Here is a 21170-nt window from a genome sequence, read left to right as displayed (position 1 = left end):
TCCCTCAGAAGATGACCCGCGCGGCGGGCGCGGTCCGCGCGTCCCGCGACTTGCGCAGGTCCCGGGCCACGTTGATCCGCCGGAGCCACCGGTCGGCGCCGTCGTAGCGGGCGGCGTAGGGTCTGCGTCCGTGCACGGCCTTGTAGTTGTCGATGAAGAGCACGTCTCCGGGGGTGAGCACGACGCTCCTGAGGCGGGCGTCGATGCGGGCCACGAGCGTGTCAAAGGCGCGGGCGGCGCGGGGGTCGGCGTCCTCCTGTTCCATGAAGTACGGGTCGAGCCGGCCGTAGGGCGCGCGGGGGTCGCCGAAGAGCACGGCGGTCCGCTCGGGCGAGGTGTTCATCCGCTCGATCCGGGCGAGGCCGCGTGCGAGCAGTTCGGCGGGGACGTCCGGGCGGTCGTCGTCGCGGCGGTTCTTCGGCAGGTGCGACTCGTCGGGCCGTATGACGTAGTGCGGTTCGGCCAGGAGGCCGACGGTCTCCTCGTCCAGGCCGAGGTCGTCGAAGTGGGCGAGGGTGGTCTCGGCGGCGTCGGGGTTGCGCAGGCAGGCCAGGCCCACGTAGTCGGCGCGGTAGGGGTGGAAGGCGTCCTCGGTGTGCCACCACAGGGGTTCGGTGGTGGAGGAGTTGAGCTGCTCGTTCTCGTGGCCCTTGATGGGGATCACGTCGTGCACGAGCCTGCCCTCCTGCTGGGTGGCCCAGGCGATCGGGTCGCCGAGCAGGGCGCCGCACAGCAGCAGGCGCAGGTCCTCGCGCAGGGTGGCGCCGGGCCCGGCGGCGTTCCAGACGGCCGGGGTGGGGCCGATGCCGTCGTCCACCCGGAATCCGGAGAAGAGGCACCCGCCGGCCGGTTCGTGGAGGCGGAACCGGTTGGCCCGCTCCCGCAGCGCCCTCGGCAGTTCCTGTGCGGCGAGGGTGATCTCGTCGAGCAGTCCGGGATCCTCCGCGGAGGCGTGGCGCGCGGCGAGTTCCTCCACCGTGCCCTCCACCCGGCGGCGGTCCTCGTCCGTGACCTCGATGACGAACAGCACCGGGGCTCCCTTCTCGTCGCCGGCGCTCATGCGGCGTCCGCCGACGTGATCCTGCGGGCGAGTTCGGCGACGGTGGGCTTCTCGAAGAAGTCCGCGAAGGAGACCTCCACCCCGAACTCGTCCTGGACCCGGGTGACCACCTCGACGGCGAGCATCGAGTAGCCGCCCAGTTCGAAGAAGTCGTCGTCGGGGCCCACCTGGGGGTCGTCGAAGACCTCCCGCCAGAGGGCGAGCAGCCGTTCCTCCACGTCGTCCCCTTCGTCCGCGGTCGGTTCGCCGGCCGCCGCGCCGAGCGGGGCGGCGGGGTCGCGCAGGAGTGCTTCGAGCCGTGTCCGGAAGGCGTCCGCCATGGCCAGGGCCGTGGTCTCCTCGAACAGGGCGGTGCGGTAGGCGAGCGAGAGGACGTAGTGGTCGCCCCGGTCGACCACTATCCAGTTGAGGTCGAGCTTGGCCACGCCGGTGGACAGGCCGGTGGACAGGTCCTCGAAGGTGTCGATCCTCAGTCCGGGCGCCTCCCGCGGCAGCACGGTGTCGTCGCCCATCGCGAACCAGACCTGGAAGTAGGGGCTGCGTCCGGGGTGGCGGTGCGGCTTCAGCTCCTCCACCAGCTTGTCGAAGGGCAGTTCCTGGTGCTCGATCGCTTCCAGGCAGACCGTGCGGGCGTGCCGCAGCGCCTCGCGCCCGGTCATGCGGGCGTCCATGCGGACCCGGAGGGCGACGGAGTTGATCAGGCAGCCGATCACCCGCTCCTCGCCCGGCCGGGTGCGGTTGGCCAGCGGGGTGCCCACGCAGAGGTCGCTCTCCCCGGTGCTGTCGCGCAGGTGGTCGCACAGGGCGGTGAGCAGGAGCATGAACGGCGTGACGTTCTCCTGGCGGGCCACCTCCACGACCCGGTCCCGCAGGGCGGGGGCCAGCGGCAGGACGATCTTGGCGCCGGCGTGGTCCTGGGTCGCCGGGGCGGGGCGGTCGAGCGGGAGGGGCAGTGGCGGGGGCGGGTCGGCGAGCCGGGTGCGCCAGTGGTCGAGCAGCCCTTCGAGCCGGGGGCCGGTGAGTTCGTCCCGCTGCCGGAGCGCGACCTCGCGGTGGTTCAGCGGGAGCGGTTCCGGGGCGTGCTCGGCGCCTTCCCGGTGCGCCCGGTAGTTCGCCACCAGTTCGTCCAGGAAGACCTCCTTGGAGACTCCGTCCCAGATGAGGTGGTGCATCACGAACACCAGCAGGTGGTCGTCGTCGGCCAGCCGGTGGAGCCATGCCCTGACCGGCGGGGACGCGGCGGGGTCGAGCGGGGTGAGGATCGCCTCGTCGCGCAGGGCGCGGGCCCTCTCCAGCCGCGCGGCCGTCCCGCCGGCGGTCGGTTCGACCTCCTCCAGGGGGAAGTCGGCCTGCTCGTGGACCACTTGGACGGGCTGCCCGCCGGCCGTCACGAAGCGGGTGCGCAGCGCCTCGTGGCGTCCGCTGATCGCGGTGAGCGCGTGGCGGAGCGCGGCCGTGTCGAGCGGGCCGCGCAGCCGGCATTCCCAGGCCTCGTTGTAGAGGGGGATCCCGGGCTGGAACCTGGACAGCATCCACAGGCTCTGCTGCGACGGGGCCAGCGGTCCGGTCCGTTCCAGTCCGGTGCGGGCGGCGGTGGTCCGTTCGAACTCCTGCCGTGCGCGCCGCCAGTGCGTGAAGCCGGCCTCCTCTCCGGCGTTCCCGGGCGGGGCGGATTCCCGGAGCAGGTCCTCGATCCGTGCGGCGAAGGCCGCGACGGTGGGTTCGGCGAGCAGGGCGCCGGGCCGCAGGTCGATGCCGAAGCGGCGGCGGGCCCTGGCGACGATCCGGACCGCCTGGAGCGAGTTGCCGCCCAGCGAGAAGAAGTCGTCGTGCGCGCCGACCTGTTCGCGCTTGAGGACCTCGGCCCAGAGTGCCGCCAGCTCCGTCTCCACGCCGGGCCGGGGCGCGGCGTACGCGGTGGACGGCCGCGGCCGGTCGGCGGTGACCGGGGGGAGTCCGGCGCGGTCCACCTTGCCGTGCGGGGTGAGCGGCATCTCGTCCAGCACCACGAAGACGGTCGGGACCATCTGGGCGGGGAGCAGGTCACCGACGTGGGCGCGCAGTGCGTCCTCGTCCGGTGTCCTGCCGGGCCGGGCGGTCAGGTAGGCGACGAGGTGGCGGTCCTCGGGCTCGTCGGCGGTCACCGAGACCAGGGCCTGGCGGACGGCGGGGTGGCTCTGGAGCGCGGCCTCGACCTCGGCGGGTTCGACGCGGACGCCGCGCAGCTTGATCTGGTTGTCCCTGCGTCCGAGGAACTCCAGGGTGCCGTCCGGCAGTTCGCGGCCGAGGTCGCCGGTCCGGTACAGGCGTCCGCCGGGCGCGCCGAAGGGGTCGGGCAGGAAGGCCCGTGCCGTCTGGGCGGGGGAGCCGTGGTAACCGCGGGCCAGTGAGGCGCCGCCGACGTGGATCTCGCCGACCTCGCCGGGGGCGACGGGACGCATCCCGGGGTCCAGCAGGTGCATCCGCGTCCGGGCGATGGCGCGTCCGATCGGCAGCAGCCCGTCGGGGTGCGGCGCCTCCTTGGCGGTGTGGTGGTAGCTGGCGGTGGCGGTCGCCTCGGTGGGGCCGTAGACGTTGATCAGCGGGATGCCGGTGGCCCGCCAGGCCACGACGTGTTCGGCGCGTGCCCGGTCCCCTCCCACCACCACGAAGCGGAGCGTGTCCGGCGGCTTCGCGCCGGTGGCGGTGAGCTCGTCCATCACCTGGTGCCAGTAGGCGGTGGTGATCTCGAAGCCGGTGATCCGGGCGTCGCGCAGCAGGCCGAGGAAGTGGTCCACCGTGGGCAGCGCCCGGCGGTAGCCGGCCAGGACGAGGGTGGCGCCGCACAGCAGCGGGGGGAAGATCTCCTCCAGGGCGGCGGAGAAGCCGATCGAGGCGAGCTGCAGGAAGCGGTCGTCGGGACCGAGCCCGAACTCCTCGGCCGCGGCGGAGGCCAGGTTCAGCAGGCCCCGGTGGGTGACGAGGACGCCCTTGGGCGAGCCGGTGGAACCGGAGGTGTAGTAGACGCAGGCCACCGCGTCGGGCGGCACCTCGGCCCCGTGCCGCCGGGCGGGGGCGGCGTGGGCTTCCACCGGGCTCGCGTGGGCTTCCACCGGGCCGGTGCGGCCGGGTCCGTCCTCGTCGCCGTCCGTCCGGCCCCGGTCCAGTTCGACGGTCCCGACCCCGCCCGGCACCTTCCCGGCGAGCCCGCGTTCGACGACGGCGATCTCGGCGCCCGAGTCGGCGAGCAGGTGGGCCAGCCGTCGCGGCGGGTAGCCGGGGTCCAGCGGCACGAAGGCGCCGCCGGCCTTGAGCACTCCGAGGACCGCCACGGCGAGGGAGAGCGAGGGTTCGGCGCAGACGGCGACCGGCGTCTCGGCGCCGACTCCCAGGCCGGTCAGCCGGTGGGCCAGGCGGTCCGCGAGCCGGTCGAGCTCCCGGTAGGTCAGGCGTTCGCCGCCGGACTCGACGGCGACCGCGTCCGGGTGCTTCCGCACCCCTTGCTCGAAGGCGCCGGGCACGCTTTCCCATGCGTCGGACGGGCCGGGCGAAAAAGATTCTCCATGATTCTGCGGCAGTGTACGCATTCCTCGTTCCAATTCCGCTCGATCAGCTGTACCGAACACATGGCCGAGATTTTTGCCTCCCGAATGCTACAGCAGCGACTCGGGCCGACAAATCATCGGAACAGCGAACACCGGCATCAACGAAACGTGGAGACGGAGTCCACATTTGGCTTATCTCCGCTGCTCAGGATGGGGTCGACCCGGCCCGTCCGGCCGCTTTACGCTGCACCGCGAAAAGCACAGGAACCGAAGCGAGGAACGCAGCGCGAAATTCGCAGGCCGAGACCGGGGAGACACCGTGGAAGGCAGCAGCGACAACGAATTCTTTCTCTCGTGCTATCTGACGCCGCCCGGCGACCTGTCGGTCGTCTCCGCACGGCACGACCACGGTGTGGCCCTCTGGCGGCGGGCCGGCGCCCGGGTGGAGCTGGTCCGCATGTGGGAGGTGGAACGGATCAGCGGGCAGAAGCACCACGCCTGGCCGCTCTACACCGCCGGGCGCACGGAGGCCTTCCTGGAGGCGCTGCTCGCACCGGAAGGGCTCGGCCTGGCCGACGTGCGCACCGTCTGGGGGACGCCGGGACTGCCGCGCGCCGCCGGGATCACGGTCCCGAAGGGCGCGGAGAAGTTCCCCGTGCACAGCCTCGCGCACCTCTACGGCGGACTGCTCATGGACACCGCGCTGTTCAAGAGCGGGACCATCGTGGCCATGGCCATGGACGGCGCCCCGGACACCGTGCTGGACGAACGGGGGCCGGAGCACTGGTACGCGGGCTGCGTCTCGCGGCGCGGCGAGATGACCTTCGCCCCGGTGGAGTCACCCGGCCCGCTGTACACCGCCGCGTCCACCCGGTTCGGGCTGGAGCCCGGCTCGCTGATGGCGCTGGCCTCGGCCTGCCGCGCGACCGTCGACTTCGACATCGAGGCGGCGACCGCCTCCCTCCGCCTCCACGGCGGCCGGGTCACCCCCTGGGGCGCGGCGTTCGGACTGGTGGACGCGCTGATCGAGAGCGCGGAGCGGCAGCTCGCGGGCCGGCCGGAGGAGACCGGCTTCAGCCGCGAGGAGCGCGTCCGCAGCGCGGTCATGAAGCACGTGCAGCGCGCCTGCGACCTGGTCGCGATCCGTAACGTGGAACTGCTCTGCGCGCTCGGCGGGGTCGACCCGGCGGACGCCTACCTCTCGACCAGCGGAGGCTTCGCCCTCAACTGCCCGACCAACACCCTGCTGCTGGACCGTTTCGGCTTCCTCGGGCTGCTGACCCCGCCCTGCGCCAACGACTCGGGGCAGGCCCTGGGTCTCGGGCTCCTGGGCCTGCACGGCTCCGGCGTCCTCGACGAGGCGGACCTGCTGATCAACTCGCCCTCCCACGGTGCGCCGCTGCGCGACGTGGACGAGGCGCTGGAGGAGTTCGCGCCCTGGGTGGAGGAGGTCACGGACTTCGCCCCGGAGCGCTTCGCTGCGGACCTCGCCGACAACGTGCTGGCGTGGGCCGACGGGCCGGCCGAGATCGGCCCGCGCGCCCTGGGCAACCGCAGCCTGCTCGGCGACCCGCGCTCGGCGAAGGTCAAGGAGCTGCTCAACCGGTACAAGCAGCGCCAGTGGTGGCGCCCGGTCGCGCCGATCGTCCTGGCGGAACACGCCGGCGACTGGTTCGAGCAGAGCCGGCCCTCCCCGTACATGCTGGAGGCCGTACGGGTCCGCGAGGACGCGGCCGACCGGATCCCCGCGGTCCTGCACCTGGACGGCACGGCGCGCCACCAGACCCTCACGGCGGCCGTGAACCCGACGCTGCACCGGGCGATCAGCGCCTTCCACGCGGAGACCGGCGTGCCCGTCGTCTGCAACACCTCGCTCAACGACCGGGGCGAACCGAACGTCAACACGGCGGCCGAGGCGCTCACCTTCTGCGTCAACAAGGGCATCGCCCTGCTCTACCTCGCGGGCCGGCGGGTCGTCCTGCGGTCCGAACCGGTGCCCGCCGTCGCGCGTCCGGGAACGCCGCGCCTGCGCGCCGTCCACCACTTCGCGGGCCAGGAGGACGAGCGGGACGCGCTGTGGCAGCGGTGGCGGGAGCGCGGGTACACCGACGCGGGGATCTTCCTGCTGTCCTGGTCCCCGGACATCCGCGCCAAGGCCGCCTCCTCCCCCGCCGCCACGGTCAACAAGCTGGCCGACTACTACCTGGCCCACGACGAGAGCTTCGCGGCGCTCGCCGCCTCGTTCCGCCGCGACGCCGGTCCGGGCTCCCGCTTCGTCGAGGGCCCCGGCCGGCTGCCCCAGCCGGTCGTCGTCGAATGACCCGGCCCTCCACGTCCACGCCCCCTCCCCCTCCCCCTCGCCCCGCCCCGCCGCGTCGTCTTCCGGAGAGTGAGTTGTTCGCCATGAGTGAGTCGCAGGAGCGCTTCCAGGTGGTCGTCAACGACGAGGAGCAGTACTCCGTCTGGCCGTCCGGCCGGCCGGTGCCGGACGGCTGGCGGGGCGCCGGCTTCGAGGGCGACCACGACGCCTGCCTCCGGCACGTCGACCTGGTCTGGACCGACATGCGGCCGCGGAGCGTGCGGGCGCACACGCGGAACGGCGGATGACCGCCGGGACGCCGGTGCGCGTACTGCTGTTCGCGGGCGGCGCCGACGCCCGGCTCCTCGTGGCGGAACTGGGTCGGGCGTGGCCCGGGGCCCGTATGGAGGTCCAGGACCCGTACGGCCCCTCCGCCCGTGCGGACGCCGACGTGGCCCTGGTGTGGGAAGCCGACGAGGCGGAGCTGACGCGTTTCGTCGCCGCGCGGCCGGAGCTGCGCTGGCTGCACACCAGGGCCTCGGGGCTGCCCGGTCCGGTGGTGGACGCGCTCCGCGGCCGGGACGTCCTGGTCACCAACGGCTCCGGCACCCACGGCCCGGCGGTCGCCGAGCACGTCGTGGCCCTGCTCCTCGCGCACTTCAAGGGGCTGCCCGGCCTGCTCGACGCGCAGCGCGAGCGGCGCTGGAGCGAGCCCGCCGAGCAGCGCGAGCTGCGCGGCAGCACGGTCGGCGTGCTGGGCCTCGGCGACCTCGGCCGCAGCACCGCGCGCCTGCTGACCGCCCTGGGCGCCGTGGTCGTCGGGCTGCGCCGCGACGGCGGCGACGTGCCCGAGGTGACGCGCACCTACCGGCCGGAGGAGCTGCCCGCCTTCCTCCGCCGGCTCGACGTCCTGGTGGTGGCGACTCCGCTGACCGGGGAGACACGCTCCCTGATCGGGGCCGCCGAGCTGGCCCTGCTGCCGCGCGGCGCGTTCCTGGTCAACGTCGGCCGGGGGCCGGTCGTGTGCGAGGAGGCGCTCCTCGCGGCCCTGGCGGACGGGCACCTGGCGGGCGCGGGGCTGGACGTCTTCGCCGAGGAACCGCTTCCCGCGTCCTCGCCCCTGTGGTCGGCGCCGGGCGTCGTCCTCACGCCCCACTGCGCGGACGGCACCGAGCGGACCGAGCGGCGCTGCCGGGAACTGCTGCTGGACCAGGTCCGGCGCTTCTCGTCGGGAGAACGCCCGCTGAACGTCGTCGACCTCGACCGGGGCTACTGACCACCGGTGCGCCGGCGCACCCTTCCACTGGTGACAGAAGGAGATGCTCTGCCATGACCCTGACCGACCTCGACGCGGAGTCGGCGGAGCTGTCCCGGGCTCTCGCCGACGCGGCCGGCGCCCTGACGGCGTCCGGGGCGACCGCGGACGGCACGGTGGTCCGCCCCGAGGCCGTCCTCCCTCCCGGCGTCCTCTCCCGGCTGAAACGGCTGACCCGGCCTCCGGAGCCCGGCACCGGCCACCGCGTGGTCAAGGGGCTGTTCGCCGCCTTCGGCGACCAGGGCCCGACGGCCACCCACTGGAAGGACGTCGACCGCACGCGCACGGCGGCCCTCGACCTGGCGATCGTCCTGGTGGCCGCGCTGCAGGGCGCGGTCTTCGGCTGGGAGAACCAGCAGGACGGCCACATCGTGCACAACATCCTGCCCAGCCCGCACCACGAGGACATGCAGGTCGGCGGCAGCAGCACCACGGCGCTGACCTGGCACACTGAGGACGCCTTCCACCCGGACCGCGCCGATCTGCTGCTGCTGGCCTGCGTACGGAACCCGGACGGCATCGGCAGCGGCATCGCCGCGGTCGGGGACGTCGACCTGCCGCCCCGCCTGGTCACCGCGCTGTCCCGGCCGCACGTCGTCATCCACCCGGACGACAGCTACCAGGACGAGCGGGCGGGCGGCCGGGCCTCGCCGGGGATGGCGACCCTCTGGGAGCGGGACGGCCGCCCCTGCCTTCGCTACGACCCCACCTACACGCGGATGCTGACCGGGGACGCGGAATTCCGGCTCGCCTACGAGGAGTTGGGCCGCCGGCTGGACCGGGCGAGCCGCGTGGTCCCGCTGGAGCGGGGTGATCTGCTGATCGTGGACAACGACGCCGCGGTGCACGGCCGGGGCTCCTTCCGCGCCCGCTACGACGGGACCGACCGGTGGCTCAAGCGGGTGCTGGTCCGCGCGCCGCGAAGCCGTCCGGTCACCGAGCGCCAGGAGCACGGCTTCGGCCAGCGGCAGATCGCACAGGGGCGGGGCGCCGCGTGCGGTGCGTTCCCGGAAGGGCGGACCGCGTCGTGAAGAAGGAACTCCCGCTCTCGGACCCGCTCGCCAACGGCTACCACTTCTACGGCTTCCCCCTGGCGATCGCCGGCACGGTGGACCGGGCGCGGGACTGGATCCTGAGCAACTACGTCCACCTCGCCTACGACCTCGACCCGGCCACCCCGGTGCCGTTCTGCTTCTACCTGTACGACTACGCCATCAGCCCGTGGCTGGACGTGGTCCGCGCGAACCGGCGGTGGCTCGCGGACCTGGACGCCGACCCGGTGGAGTACTGCCGGACCGCGGTGCACGCCGGTCACTACGTCTACCTCAACCTGGACGACTTCCACGTCCCGAGCCGCCCCCTGTACGGAGTGCGGCACTCCTCGCACGACCTCCTCCTGTGCGGCGTGGACGACGCGGCGCGGACCTTCTCCACCTACGGGTACGACAAGGCCGACGTCCTGCGGCGCTCCACGATCGGGTTCGAGGAGTTCCGCGCCGCCTACCGGGGCCTCGACGCCCTGCCCGAGGACTGCACGCAGGTGTACCTCTACCGCGTCGTTCCGGACGCCGCGTACGACTTCAACCTCCGTGTGGTGCGGGAGTCGCTGGAGGAGTACCTCGACGGCACGAACGTGTCGCTGCGGTTCGAGATGCTCCGTCCGGCCTGGGAACGCGCCTACGGCGTCGACGTGTATCCGCCGCTCCAGCGCTACCTGACGGAGTGGGTCGAGGGCAGGGCCGACTACGACATCCGCAACCTGCACATCCTCTGGGAGCACAAGAAGCTGATGACGCTGCGCGTGGAGCGCATGGCCCAGTTGCTGGGCGGTCCGTTCACGGCGCTGGCCGAGGACGCCCGGGCGCTGGAGAAGCACGCCTTCCGGCTGCGCAACAAGATGTTCTTCCGCGAAGCGGCGGGCAGGCCGGCGGAGTTCGGGCACGCCGAGATCGCGGAGCTCGACGGCCTCCGGAAGGCGGAGGAACGGGCGCTGCGGGAGGCGGTGCGGCAGCTGCGGAACGTGTGACCGCTCCTGCCCGCCGTCCCGGACGCCCGCCTCCCGCCGCCCGTTCCGCCACGTGCCCCACCGTGCCTCCCGCCGCCCCTTCCGCCGTGCGTCAGCCGACCGAACGGGCGTCCCGGTACGCGTACTCGTAGGCGGCGAGCGCCGCCTCGGTGCGGGTGCGCAGGTCGAGCTTGGTGAGGATCCGGTAGACGTGGCTGCGGACCGTCGCCTCCTGGATCCCGAGCCGCCGGGCGATGACGTTGTTGGTGACGCCGTGGCCCATCGCCTCGAAGATCTCCATCTCGCGCCCGGTCAGGACGGCCTCCACCGCCGGGAGGGAGGCGGGCTCGCGGTCCATCCGGGTGGCCATCCACTCCACCACCGAGCGCGCCACGGAGGAGGAGAGGAAGGTCCGGCCGGCCCCGGCGTCGCGGACGGCCGACGCCAGGTCCTCGTGGCTGGTGACGCGGTCGACAAAGCCGCGCACCGACTTCGTCGTGACCGCGTGCCGCAGGGTCGGCCAGTCCTCGGCGTCCAGCACCACCACCGTGGGCAGTCCGTGCCAGGGGTGCCGGCGGCCGCCCGCACCGCCGAGGGCGGGCGGGTCCTCGCGCAGCCAGGCGCCGCTCACCACCAGCAGGTCGGGGCGCGCCGTCGGCGCGGCGGCCGCGACGTCGTCCCATCCCGCGGCGAGATCGGCGACGACGTCGATCTCCGGGGCGGCCCTCAGGACGGATCCCAGCCCGGCCCGCAGCAGCGGATCGCGCTCCAGGACGGCCACCCGGACGAGGACCTCGGTCACCTTCGCCTCCACGTACGCCTCCACGCCTGTCACCGGGTCTCCGCGGTCCGTCTCACGGCCTCGGGCCGCTCGTGGCCAAGGCCCGGCCCAGCCGCTCCAGGCCGGTCCGGAACTCCTCGGTGGGGCCGCCGAAGCCGAGCCTGGCCCGGTCGCGGTGGCCGAAGCAGGATCCGGGGACCAGCAGCACCGAGTCCTCCCGGCCCAGTCGCCGGCACAGCTCGTCGGCGTCGGGGACGTACGGGAAGCGCGGGTAGGCGGTGCAGCCGCCGGCCGGCGGGGTCCAGGTGACCCGGCCTTCCTGTCCGGCGATCCAGTCGGCGAGGAGGGCGAGGTTGGTCCGGGCCCGGTCGCGCCGCAGGGAGACCAGGAGGTCCGCCTGCCGGATCGCGTGCTCCGCGAAGAGCTGGGTGAGCGGGGACAGGCAGATGGTGAGGGCGTCACGCAAGGGGAGGAAACGTTTCAGCAGCTTCGGGTCGCCCAGACACCAGCCCACCCGGGTGCCGGGCAGGCCGTACGCCTTGGACATGGTGCCGGTGGAGACGCAGCGGTCGTAGCGCAGGGAGGGCTCCGGCAGGGGTTCGGTGGCGTAGGTGAGCTCGGTGAAGGCGCCGTCCCAGACCAGGTAGGCGCCGGAACCGGCCACGATGTCGAGGAACTCCTCGTACTGGTCGGCGGTGAGGCTGACGCCGGTCGGGTTGTGCGGGAAGTTGACGGCGACCAGGCGGGTACGGGGGCCGATCAGCGCGCGGAGGGCGTCGAGGTCGGGCGCGAAGCCGTCCTCCTCCCGCAGTCGCCACGGCACGATCCGGCAGCCCATGGAGGCGGCGACGGAGCTGAGCGAGTGGTAGCCGGGGCTGACGACCACCATCTCGTCCCCGGGTTCGAGCAGGGTGCTCATGGCGAGGAAGATCGCCTCGGTGGATCCGTGGGTGGTGAAGACCCGGTCGGGGTCGCCCTTGGTGAAGCGGTCCGCCAGGGCCTCGCGCAGCCCCGGGCTGCCGTAGGTCTCGCTGTCGTCGAAGGTCAGCCCGCGCAGCTCCTCGGCGGTGATGCCCAGGAGGTCCATCAGCTCGCCGACCGACCAGCACTGCACGCCGCTGCTGCCGAGGTCGATCGTGGTGGCGAAGTAGAACTCGCGCATCCAGTCCTCGAGCGGAGCCCGATCCACTCTCATCCGTCCGTACTCCTTCCGTGGGTGGGACCAGGGTTGGGGAATTCGCGTGCGGGTGGGGCGCCGCCGCACCGCCGGCAGGCCGGCGGCCGGCGGCGGGCGCTAGCTTCCGGTGGCCTCGTAGCGGCGCAGGCCCCTCCGCCACACGGTGGCGGCGATCGCCACCGAGACCAGGGCGACGAGCGGGGTGAGCAGCACGAGGCCGTCGTCGCCGAAGAGCAGGTAGGCGGCGGGGAAGTAGGCGGTGAAGGCGAAGGGCACCATCCAGGTCAGCATCGCGCGCAGGGCCGGGTGGTAGAGGTCGAGCGGGTAGCCGGAGAACATCGACAGCTCGGTGACGGCGCGCATGGCGGAGAAGCTGCGGGTGGTCCAGAACGCCAGCGAGGCGAGCGCGAGTTTGACGGCGAAGTGGATGAGCGCGCCGCACACCACCAGCACGCCGCCGACCAGCAGGGCCTCCCAGGTCGGCACCGCGAGGTCCAGCTGCGACCCCGCGTACAGGATGAGCACCAGGCCGACGATCAGTTCGCCGAACGCGTCGGGCCAGACGAGGCGTTCGGACATCACCATGAGCAGCGGGCTCACCGGGCGGATCAGGTAGCGGTAGAACTCGCCGCCGCGGATCTCGAAGGCGCTGATGAGCCAGATGTTGTCGGAGAACATCTTGTCGAGGCCTCGGGGCAGCATCGCGAAGCCGAGCAGGAACAGCACGTGGGCGAAGCCCCAGCCGCCGATCGTCGGGACCAGCGCGAAGAGGGCGCCGACCAGGGCGGCCTGGACGCCGAACATCACCAGGAAGCCGAAGGCGCCGAGGACGAAGTCGCCGCGGTACTCGGCGAGCCGGTGCAGCGAGACGCCGCACATGAACCAGGTCAGCCGAAGGGTCCGGAGGATCCTCATCCGCCCAGCACCTCGATCCGTCGCAGTGCGGTGCGCCAGACGAAGGTGGTCACCGCCACCATCACCAGGGCCCAGCCGCCCTGCCGGAACAGGATGGCCGCCGCTTCGGCGGGGCCGTCGTAGCGGTCGAGCAGGAGCTGGACCGGCCCGTACACCATGCTCTGGAACGGCAGTGCCGAGGCGACGGCCTCGATCGGCCGGGGCAGCAGGTCCAGCGGGACCAGGGCTCCCGACAGGAAGACGACCAGACTGTTGACGACCATGCCGACGCCCCAGGTGTTGGTGGTGATGAGTGCGGACATGCCCACCAGGAGCTGCACGGTGAAGGCGATGGCGACCGAGGGCACCGCGGCGAGCACGAAGAGGGCGACGCCGGCCGGGGACGGGGCCGTCACCGGAAAGAGCAGCGAGAAGATCACCACCAGCGGGAGGCCGACCAGCACCAGGTTGGTCAGGGCCACCGGCAGCGCCATGAACACCCGGCTCAGCGGGTAGCTGACCGGCCGCACCAGCGCGACGGCGATGTCGCCGCCGACGATCTCCTGCGAGGTGTCCTCGCCCGCCTTGCTGTGGTGCATGAGGGTGAGGAGCTGAGCGGCCAGCAGGTAGGTGGTGATGCCGGCGACGCTGAAGCCGCCGAGGTCGCTGCCCGGGTTCTGGGTGATCACCGCGCGCCAGAGGAAGACGACCACGGCGGTGCTCACCGAGGTGGTGAGCAGGGAGACGAAGAGGTCGGCCCGGTAGTTCAGGGAGGCCTGGAGGCTGCTGGTGGCGAAGGGCACGTACCGGCGGACCGCGGTCTTCCTCATGCCTTTCTCCGCAGGTAGATCTCGTGGATCACCGACTGGAGGTCGGGTTCCGGGGCGAAACAGTCGGTGACCTCGAACCGTTCCAGCAGACAGGCCAGCACCTCGCGGGAGGTGAGCCGGTCGGCCGGGTAGTCGATGCGGACGCGCAGGTCGTCGGTGACCGAGGCGGTCGCCTTCGGCAGCATCGCGCCGACCTCCAGGACGGTCTCCTCCGGTGTCTGGGGGCCGCCGTGGCTGAAGAGCACGGAGCGCTCGCCGGCCGTGGCCACCAGCCCGGCGATGGTGCCCTGGTGGATCACCTTCCCCCGGTCCACCACCAGCACCTGGTCGCAGATGGAGGTGATGTCGCCGATGTCGTGGCTGGTGAGCATCACGGTGGTGCCGAGCTCCGTGTTGGCGCGGTTCACCAGTGCCCGGACGGCGTCCTTGACGACCGGGTCGAGGCCGATGGTCGGCTCGTCCCAGAAGACCACCTTGGGGTCGTGCAGGAGCGAGGCGGCGACCTCGGCGCGCATGCGCTGGCCGAGGCTGAGCATGCGGACGGGCGTGCCGCCGAGGGCGTCGATGTCCAGCAGCTCCTGGTAGGTCTTCATGTTCCGCCGGTAGACGGCGTCCGGGATCTCGTAGATGCGCTGGAGGATCCTGAAGGAGTCCGCCACCGAGAGGTCCCACCACAGCTGGGACCGCTGGCCGAAGACCACGCCCATCGCCTGGGCCGCGGTGCGGCGGTCCCGGTAGGGCTCGATCCCGTCGACCAGGCACCGCCCGGACGAGGGGGTCATGATGCCGGTGAGGAGTTTGATGGTGGTGGATTTACCGGCGCCGTTGGCGCCCATGTACGCGGTCTTCGAGCCCTGCGGAATCTCGAACGAAACGCTGTCCACCGCCCGGATCGTTTCGTATTCGCGGCTGAAGAGATTGGTCAGCGCTCCGCGCAGTCCCGACTTACGATGGTATTTTCGAAATTCCATGGACAAGTCGTCGGCTATGATCACGCGGAGCACCGTAGCAGAGCCGGACGGCGCGTGAAAATATTTGCGGAACAAGTTTCCAGAGGCCCTCCGCCCCGCTCTTCCGCGCCTTTACGCGGGCTGGGGGAACCACGGGATCCCCTTACCGCCGGCTCCGCTCCCGCCGCCCCTCCGCCGCGCGGGACGGACCACGAACTCTCACGGGCGGCCGATCCCCAGCCTTTGACCTGCGAAAATGTCGGCGGTCACGGCGAGGCCGAGAAAGACCCCGCCGTCCGGACACCGCCCCGCTCCCCCACACCTCCCCCGCCCCCCGCAGAGTCGCGACCCGGAACAAATCATTCCGGAAAACCGCTCACAGCTCGCCGCAACAAGCTGCCAGGCAACTTCCTGCCAGCTTCCACCAGCGGGTTTACTCCCCCGCACCCACCCCCCTCCCGCCTGCCGCGGGCATCGGCGCAACATGCTGCAAACCCTTGCGCAGTATTGATGGAGCGAACCCGGGCACCTACCATCACGTCAGTGATCGACGTCAGGCATAAATCGGTCATTGCCGGTATCGACGACAATCCAGGTTGACTGGCCGCATGCAGTCGATCCCGGACTCTTCATCGAGTGTTGAATGAGCATTCAAGGCTGGGGGAGAAAAAGGTTGCAGACCGCCGAGATATCTACGCGCCTCGATATGCTGGCCATCGCCGCCTATCGGCACCTGCTGGAACACGGCAGGCGTGACGACGATTACCTGTGCCGCCGGTTCGGAATCGGCCCCGACCGGATCAACGAGATCTACCGGGTCCTGACGGAGCTGTGCGTCGCGGAGAGGGCACCCGGCCGGCCCGGTGCGTGGCGTGCGGTGGAACCGCGTCTGGCCATGGACAGGCTCGTCCTTCCGCTGGAGGACGAGGCGCGGCGCAGCGCCGCGGCGGCGGAGCGGCTGCGCACCCAGCTGCAGTCGCTGATCCCCGTGCACCGGACGGCGACCGGCGCCTGCGACGAGCGGCACCACGTCGACGTGATCGACGATCCGGCGCGGCTCGCCGCCACCTTCGCCGAACGCCTCGCGGCGTGCCGCACGCAGGTCCACGTCCTCCACCCGGACGACTACCGGCCCTGGCCGTTCCGCGAGACGGCCGCGGCGCTGCTCGCCCAGGCCCTGGGCCGGGGCGTCGGGCTGCGCGGGGTGCTCCAGCACGGTGCGCTCTCCCACGCGCCGACCCGGTCCATGGTCGAACGGCTCGGCAGCGCCGGCGGAGACTTCCGGACCGCCGCGGAACTCCCCGCCCACCTCTTCGTGCTGGACGACGACGTCTGCTTCATGTCGGTCCCCGGCCGTTCCGGGCAGGGCTCCCCCTTCGCCGGCGTCGGCACGACGGTGATGATCCTGCAGCCCGCGATCGTGGCCCTGCTGACCGCCGTCTGCCGCACCGCCTGGTCCCAGGGCAGCCCGTTCCCGCCGTCGGAGAAGGACCACCACCAGATCGCCGGTCACCTGCGGCAGAGCATCCTGCGCCTGCTGGCCGGCGGGGCGAAGGACGAGGCGGTGGCCCGCCGGCTCGGCCTGTCGGTGCGGACCTGCCGCCGTCACATCTCGGAGATCATGCAGTCGCTGGGCGCGGCGAGCCGGTTCCAGGCAGGCGTGGAGGCGCACTCGCTGGGTCTGGTGCCGGCCATTGAGTCGTCGGACCGTGAGCCCGGAGATCCTCTCGGGTGGACCGGATCAGCCGATGGTGCGGCGTGAGCGCCGGAACGGCGAGCAGGATCTCGTCGGAGGCCGGGTGGCGCCACAGCAGGTCCTCCAGGAGGTAGCGCAGGTAGGCCGGCCGGAGCTCGGGGAACTGCCGGAGCACGTGCTTCTGGTGCCAGGTGTGGTGGAAGTCGGCGGCGTACGAGGGGCCGTCCCACAGCCCCTCGTCCACCTTCCACAACCGCTGGGTGACGGGCCGGAGTTCGAGCCCCATCGCCTGGGCCACGGCGGGGGCGACGCGCTGCTCCGCGAAGAGGGCGCGGGCCATGGGGAGTCCTTCGTGGGGGGCGGAGTTGCCGGTCATGAACTCCAGGGCGGCGCGTGCGTACTCCTGCCGGTGGCGGTCGTCGAAGAGGAGGGTGATGGCCATGTTCGCGGCCAGGGTGTCGAACTTCCCGGTGTGGACGTCGGTTCCGTCCGGCGCCGGCAGGGTCCGCGGGTCCGGGTAGACGGCGTTGTCCACGGTCTCCCAGTGGGCGAACCCGAAGCCGTGGCCCCCGCCCAGGTCCAGCGGGCGGCGGATGTACAGGTCGGTGTCGATGACGGCGAACGGCGCCGGGCGGAGCGTGGCGGCGTACATCTTGCCCGCCGTCGGGTAGAGCAGCGGATCGATGTCGAGGCGGTCCAGCCCGGCGAGGGACGTGTCGACCCGGTCGTAGAGGCCGGAGAGGTTCTGCTCGGCGGCATAGGCGGCGCCCAGGTCGTCGGTGATCAGGTGCATCGGGCCGTGGTGCGCCCGCCAGGCCAGGACGCTGTGCACGGTGGTGACGATTTCCTCGGGCGGGAGTTCGTAGGGACGTTCGACCTCCTCCCGGAATCCGAGCCCTTGGCGCCGCCAGCCCAGGCGGTGCGGCCCGGTCCAATTGACGTGCACCGCGGGAATCATCTGCTTCGTACGGCTGCCGCTTTCCAAGGCACACCCCCACCATTGTTCCGGTATACCCGGCGCACGCTATTCACCCAAGCCCCGCCCAACAATGCGGGAACGCTGGCAGCTTGCTGCCATTTCGGCTCTCGCGGCAACTTGCTGCAGGCCGGTTGACCGGCCGTCCGGCCCTTCACAAGCATGTTCCGGGACCAGCCCATCCATCGAAACCGAGCGGAGGCTTTGCGTGCCATTGACCGGGCAAGCGCTGGTGACGGGCGGGGCCGGATTCATCGGGTCGCATCTGTGCGAAAGCCTGCTGCGAAAACGTTTCCGGGTCGTCTGTCTCGACAATCTCAGTACCGGCCGGCGGGAGAACATCGCGCACCTGACGGACGATCCGGGATTCGTTTTCGTGGAGGGCGACGTCGCGGAACCGGAGCCGCTGTGGAGCACCGGCCCGGTGGACCTGGTGTTCCACCTGGCCTCTCCGGCGTCGCCCGTCGCCTATCTGAAGGCGCCGCTGGAGACGCTCAGGGCCGGTTCGAGGGGGACCGAGCACGCGCTGGAGGTGGCCCGGCGGTGGGGAGCCCGGTTCGTCCTGGCCTCGACCTCGGAGGTGTACGGCGACCCGGCGGAGCACCCTCAGCGGGAGAGCTACTGGGGCCATGTGAACCCGGTGGGCGAACGGTCGGTCTACGACGAGGCGAAACGCTACGCGGAGGCGCTCACCATGGCCTACCGGCGCAGCCACGGGGTGGACACGGGCATCGCCCGGATCTTCAACACCTTCGGGCCGCGGATGCGGGCCGACGACGGCCGGATCATCCCGAACTTCGTGCGGCAGGCCCTCACGGGCGAGGCGATGACCGTGTACGGCTCGGGGCTCCAGACCCGCACCCTGTGCTACGTCGACGACCTGGTGGAAGGGCTGCTGGCGCTGGCGCTGGGCGGAGCGAGCGGGCCGGTCAACCTGGGCGGCACGGAGGAGCGGACCGTGCTGGAGCTCGCCACGGAGATAGCGCGGGCGGCGGGCGGGACGGCGACCGTCCCGCCCGTGGAGCACCGCACGCTGCCGCAGGACGATCCCGGCCGCCGCCGCCCGGACCTGACGCTCGCCCGCGACCTGCTGGCCTGGCAGCCGCGGACCTCGCTCGCCGACGGCCTGGCCCTGACCGTCGCCTGGTTCCGCGAGCGGACCGCCGGCGCCGCCCCCGCCACCGCCCGGCCCGGAGAGCCGGTCGCCCGCTGAGCCCTTTCGGCCCCGCCTCCGAACGGCCGGCGGGGTCGTGCGGCGCTCCGGCCCGGGCGGGGACATCGCCGGCCCGGGCAGGGACATCGCCGGCCCGGGCAGGGACATCGCCGGCCCGGGCAGGGACATCGCCGGCCCGGGCAGGGACATCGCCGGCCCGGGCAGGGACGTCGCCGGCCAGGCCTCGGTGGCCCCCGTCGGCCCCGGCCCCCGCCTCCGGGTGCGGGCGGAACCGCTCGGCGACGCCCTCGGGACGCGGGCACTCCTGTCGCCCTGCGGGTCGTGGGCCTTCTCGCCGGGCCGGAAGAGCGGCGGACCCGCTCGCGGTGCGGGGCGCTCCGGGGACGGGGCCGGGAATCGAGGCCTCGGGCCGGCGCCGGTCGTCGGGCCGCTTCCCGCTTCACGCCATGTCGGAGCCGCTCAGGAGGAGCTGGCTCACGGCGACTGCCGCCACCAGGATCGCCGCCCGGAAGGGCCATCGGCTCTCGGCGGCCGAAGGCAGCGCCGTCCCGAGGACCGCGACGGTCCCGGCAGCCGCGGCGAGGGCCCGGCCGGGGGCGCCGGCGGCTCCGGGCGGCCCTGCGGCGAGCACTCCCACGGCCGCCAGCATCAGCGACGGTGCCGACCATCGGCAGGCCGCACGGCCGAGCCGCTGCGGCAGCCCCCTCACTCCGGTCGCCAGGTCGTCCTCGATGTCGGGAAGCACGTTCACCACGTGCGCCCCCACCCCCAGCAGGGCCCCCGCCGTCACGGCCCACCAGGCGGGCCAGGGCTGTCCGGGAAGGCCGAGGGTGACGAAGGCGGGAAGCGAGCCGAAGCCCACGGCATAGGGCAGCGGCGAGAGCACCGTCCGCTTCAGTCCCAGGTTGTAGGCCCAGGCCGCCAGGACACCCGCCAGATGCACCCCTCCCGCCGCGGCCCCGCTCAGCAGGGAGAGCGGCACGCACGCCCCCAGGGCGGCCCCGGCCGCGAGGCCCGCCGTCCTGGCCGGGAGCTCACCGCCGGCCACCGGCTTGTCGCGGCGCCCGGCCACCGTGTCGCGCTGCCCGTCGGCCGCGTCGTTGCACCAGCCGACCGAGAGCTGGCCGGCCAGGACCGCCCCGGCCACCGCTGCCGCCCCCGCCGCGCTCCGGCCCGCCGCCACGGCCAGCACGGTCGCGAACACCGACACGGCGAGCGCCGGCTCCAGGTGGCAGGAACGCAGCAGGGGCGAGAGGCGGAGTGGCGTCCGCGGGGAGACCTCGGACGGGTGCAAAGTCACCTCCGCAAGGTAGTGAGGCTTCCGGAACGAGGTAGGCATCCCGCCATGCGTGTCCCCGTGATCCCACCTGATGCCGCAGCCGCCTCTCCCGCGCCGCGCCTGCCGCCCGCACCGGTGGCGGCGACCACGATCGCCGCCGTCCACACCGCGGTGCCGCCGCATCGCTACGCCCAGGAAGACCTGACCGAGCCGATCGGCGACCTGTGCCTCGCGCCCGGAGCCGACCGCGTCCTGCTCCGCCGCCTGCACGTCTCGACGGGCGTGCGCACGCGTCATCTGGCCCTGCCCATCGAGCGGTACGCCGGACTCGGAGACTTCGGGCGGTCCAACGACGCCTGGATCGAGGCCGGAACGGACCTGGGCGCGGAAGCCGTCACCGGGGCGCTGCGGGAGGCGGGGCTCGAACCCGCCGACGTCGACCTGCTGGTGTGCAACTCGGTCACCGGTGTCGCCACCCCTTCGCTCGACGCCCGGCTGGTCGGCCGTCTGGGGCTGCGTCACGACGTGAAACGGATCCCGGTCTTCGGCCTGGGGTGCGTGGCGGGCGCGGCCGGCCTCGCCCGGGTCCACGACTACCTGCGCGGGCACCCCGGCGACACCGCCGTGCTGCTGACGGTGGAACTGTGCTCGCTGACGCTCCAGCGGCGCGACGACTCCACCGCCAACCTCGTGGCCGGGGCCCTGTTCGGCGACGGCGCCGCGGCCGTCGTCGCGCGCGGCCGCGACTCCCCCGGGCGGGACGGCGACGGCCCGGCCGTGGTCGCCACGCGCAGCCACCTCTACCCGGGAACCGGTCACCTCATGGGGTGGGAGATCGGGGCCACCGGGTTCCGCGTCGTGATCGACGCCGGTCTCCCCGCCGTCGTGCGGGACCACCTCGGGCCGCCCCTGCGGGCCTTCCTGGCCGATCACGGACTCACCGTCGACGACATCGGGGCCTGGGTGTGCCATCCGGGCGGCCCCAAGGTGATGACCGCCGTGACCGAGGTCCTCGGTCTGCCCGACGACGCCCTGAACAGTGCGCGGCGTTCGCTCGCGGCCCTGGGCAACATGTCCTCGGCGTCCGTCCTGCACGTCCTGCAGAGTCACCACGGAGCCCGCCGGCCCGAGCCCGGCACCTGGGGCCTGCTGATGGCGATGGGCCCCGGCTTCTGCTCCGAGTTCGTCCTGATGCGTTGGTGAGGGGCCC

Annotated in this window: 16 protein-coding genes; 8 read left to right on the top strand and 8 right to left on the bottom strand. The window is 72.7% G+C overall.

The window, feature by feature from the left end; genetic code table 11:
• Nucleotides 1-4: 4 nt before the first annotated feature.
• Together gntD and ACFW6A_RS21660 are read right to left on the bottom strand one after the other, a co-directional pair.
• Complete coding sequence (gene gntD / locus ACFW6A_RS21665) at nt 5-1060, bottom strand: guanitoxin biosynthesis L-enduracididine beta-hydroxylase GntD (protein ID WP_351846291.1); 1056 nt, start codon at nt 1058-1060, stop codon at nt 5-7.
• Nucleotides 1057-4536: an amino acid adenylation domain-containing protein gene (locus tag ACFW6A_RS21660; RefSeq protein ID WP_386642094.1), complete on the bottom strand. Its 3480-nt coding sequence runs from the start codon at nt 4534-4536 to the stop codon at nt 1057-1059. The genes gntD and ACFW6A_RS21660 overlap by 4 nt, the downstream gene beginning before the upstream one ends.
• Nucleotides 4537-4903: 367 nt before the next feature.
• Here ACFW6A_RS21660 and ACFW6A_RS21655 point away from each other — a divergent pair, with 367 nt between their 5' ends.
• The 5 genes from ACFW6A_RS21655 (at nt 4904) to ACFW6A_RS21635 (ending at nt 10224) form a co-directional block, all read left to right on the top strand.
• Nucleotides 4904-6904, top strand: coding sequence for a carbamoyltransferase C-terminal domain-containing protein (locus ACFW6A_RS21655; protein ID WP_386642091.1), 2001 nt, complete (start codon nt 4904-4906; stop codon nt 6902-6904).
• 83 nt (nt 6905-6987) lie between these two features.
• Nucleotides 6988-7191 carry an MbtH family NRPS accessory protein gene (locus ACFW6A_RS21650; protein ID WP_351846281.1) on the top strand — a complete coding sequence of 68 codons (204 nt, stop codon included), beginning with the start codon at nt 6988-6990 and terminating at the stop codon, nt 7189-7191.
• Nucleotides 7188-8159: a D-2-hydroxyacid dehydrogenase gene (locus ACFW6A_RS21645; RefSeq protein ID WP_386483793.1), complete on the top strand. Its 972-nt coding sequence runs from the start codon at nt 7188-7190 to the stop codon at nt 8157-8159. Before ACFW6A_RS21650 ends, ACFW6A_RS21645 begins: the two co-directional genes overlap by 4 nt.
• A 53-nt stretch (nt 8160-8212) precedes the next feature.
• Nucleotides 8213-9229, top strand: coding sequence for a TauD/TfdA family dioxygenase (locus ACFW6A_RS21640; RefSeq protein WP_386642088.1), 1017 nt, complete (start codon nt 8213-8215; stop codon nt 9227-9229).
• Nucleotides 9226-10224 (top strand): hypothetical protein, encoded by a 999-nt coding sequence (locus ACFW6A_RS21635; RefSeq protein ID WP_351846272.1) that lies wholly within the window; start codon nt 9226-9228, stop codon nt 10222-10224. The genes ACFW6A_RS21640 and ACFW6A_RS21635 overlap by 4 nt, the downstream gene beginning before the upstream one ends.
• A 91-nt stretch (nt 10225-10315) precedes the next feature.
• Here ACFW6A_RS21635 and ACFW6A_RS21630 read toward each other — a convergent pair whose 3' ends face one another.
• The 5 genes from ACFW6A_RS21630 to ACFW6A_RS21610 form a co-directional block, all read right to left on the bottom strand.
• Nucleotides 10316-11038 (bottom strand): LuxR C-terminal-related transcriptional regulator, encoded by a 723-nt coding sequence (locus ACFW6A_RS21630; RefSeq protein WP_386642085.1) that lies wholly within the window; start codon nt 11036-11038, stop codon nt 10316-10318.
• 19 nt (nt 11039-11057) lie between these two features.
• Nucleotides 11058-12179 carry a capreomycidine synthase gene (gene vioD, locus ACFW6A_RS21625; RefSeq protein WP_351846266.1) on the bottom strand — a complete coding sequence of 374 codons (1122 nt, stop codon included), beginning with the start codon at nt 12177-12179 and terminating at the stop codon, nt 11058-11060.
• Between the two features lie 99 nt (nt 12180-12278).
• Complete coding sequence (locus tag ACFW6A_RS21620) at nt 12279-13076, bottom strand: ABC-2 family transporter protein (RefSeq protein WP_351846263.1); 798 nt, start codon at nt 13074-13076, stop codon at nt 12279-12281.
• A complete protein-coding gene (locus ACFW6A_RS21615) occupies nt 13073-13885 on the bottom strand; it encodes an ABC-2 family transporter protein (protein ID WP_351846260.1) in 813 nt (270 codons plus the stop codon). The genes ACFW6A_RS21620 and ACFW6A_RS21615 overlap by 4 nt, the downstream gene beginning before the upstream one ends.
• Nucleotides 13882-14769: an ATP-binding cassette domain-containing protein gene (locus ACFW6A_RS21610; protein WP_351846258.1), complete on the bottom strand. Its 888-nt coding sequence runs from the start codon at nt 14767-14769 to the stop codon at nt 13882-13884. Before ACFW6A_RS21610 ends, ACFW6A_RS21615 begins: the two co-directional genes overlap by 4 nt.
• A gap of 739 nt (nt 14770-15508) precedes the next feature.
• On the opposite strand from ACFW6A_RS21610, the gene ACFW6A_RS21605 reads away from it, so the two are divergent.
• Both ACFW6A_RS21605 and ACFW6A_RS21600 read left to right on the top strand, forming a co-directional pair.
• On the top strand, nt 15509-16597 hold the full coding sequence (locus ACFW6A_RS21605; RefSeq protein ID WP_351846255.1) for a helix-turn-helix transcriptional regulator: 1089 nt from the start codon (nt 15509-15511) through the stop codon (nt 16595-16597).
• Nucleotides 16598-17715: 1118 nt separating this feature from the next.
• Complete coding sequence (locus tag ACFW6A_RS21600; protein ID WP_386642081.1) at nt 17716-18720, top strand: NAD-dependent epimerase/dehydratase family protein; 1005 nt, start codon at nt 17716-17718, stop codon at nt 18718-18720.
• 400 nt (nt 18721-19120) lie between these two features.
• Here ACFW6A_RS21600 and ACFW6A_RS21595 read toward each other — a convergent pair whose 3' ends face one another.
• Nucleotides 19121-19981: a UbiA family prenyltransferase gene (locus ACFW6A_RS21595; protein ID WP_351846254.1), complete on the bottom strand. Its 861-nt coding sequence runs from the start codon at nt 19979-19981 to the stop codon at nt 19121-19123.
• Between the two features lie 45 nt (nt 19982-20026).
• On the opposite strand from ACFW6A_RS21595, the gene ACFW6A_RS21590 reads away from it, so the two are divergent.
• On the top strand, nt 20027-21163 hold the full coding sequence (locus ACFW6A_RS21590; RefSeq protein ID WP_386642077.1) for a type III polyketide synthase: 1137 nt from the start codon (nt 20027-20029) through the stop codon (nt 21161-21163).
• Nucleotides 21164-21170: the final 7 nt, after the last annotated feature.

This window comes from Streptomyces sp. NPDC058758, assembly GCF_042746075.1.
GTDB lineage: Bacteria > Actinomycetota > Actinomycetes > Streptomycetales > Streptomycetaceae > Streptomyces.
Note: the sequence above shows the minus strand (reverse complement) of the source record. Positions and strands in the feature narration are given on the sequence as shown.

Bases quoted from the DNA above. Each gene is read 5' to 3' on its own strand.
- gntD (WP_351846291.1), bottom strand. From the start codon at position 1,060: ATGAGCGCCGGCGACGAGAAGGGAGCCCCGGTGCTGTTCGTCATCGAG.
- ACFW6A_RS21650 (WP_351846281.1), top strand. From the start codon at position 6,988: ATGAGTGAGTCGCAGGAGCGCTTCCAGGTGGTCGTCAACGACGAGGAG.
- ACFW6A_RS21645 (WP_386483793.1), top strand. From the start codon at position 7,188: ATGACCGCCGGGACGCCGGTGCGCGTACTGCTGTTCGCGGGCGGCGCC.
- ACFW6A_RS21640 (WP_386642088.1), top strand. From the start codon at position 8,213: ATGACCCTGACCGACCTCGACGCGGAGTCGGCGGAGCTGTCCCGGGCT.
- vioD (WP_351846266.1), bottom strand. From the start codon at position 12,179: ATGAGAGTGGATCGGGCTCCGCTCGAGGACTGGATGCGCGAGTTCTAC.
- ACFW6A_RS21620 (WP_351846263.1), bottom strand. From the start codon at position 13,076: ATGAGGATCCTCCGGACCCTTCGGCTGACCTGGTTCATGTGCGGCGTC.
- ACFW6A_RS21615 (WP_351846260.1), bottom strand. From the start codon at position 13,885: ATGAGGAAGACCGCGGTCCGCCGGTACGTGCCCTTCGCCACCAGCAGC.
- ACFW6A_RS21590 (WP_386642077.1), top strand. From the start codon at position 20,027: ATGCGTGTCCCCGTGATCCCACCTGATGCCGCAGCCGCCTCTCCCGCG.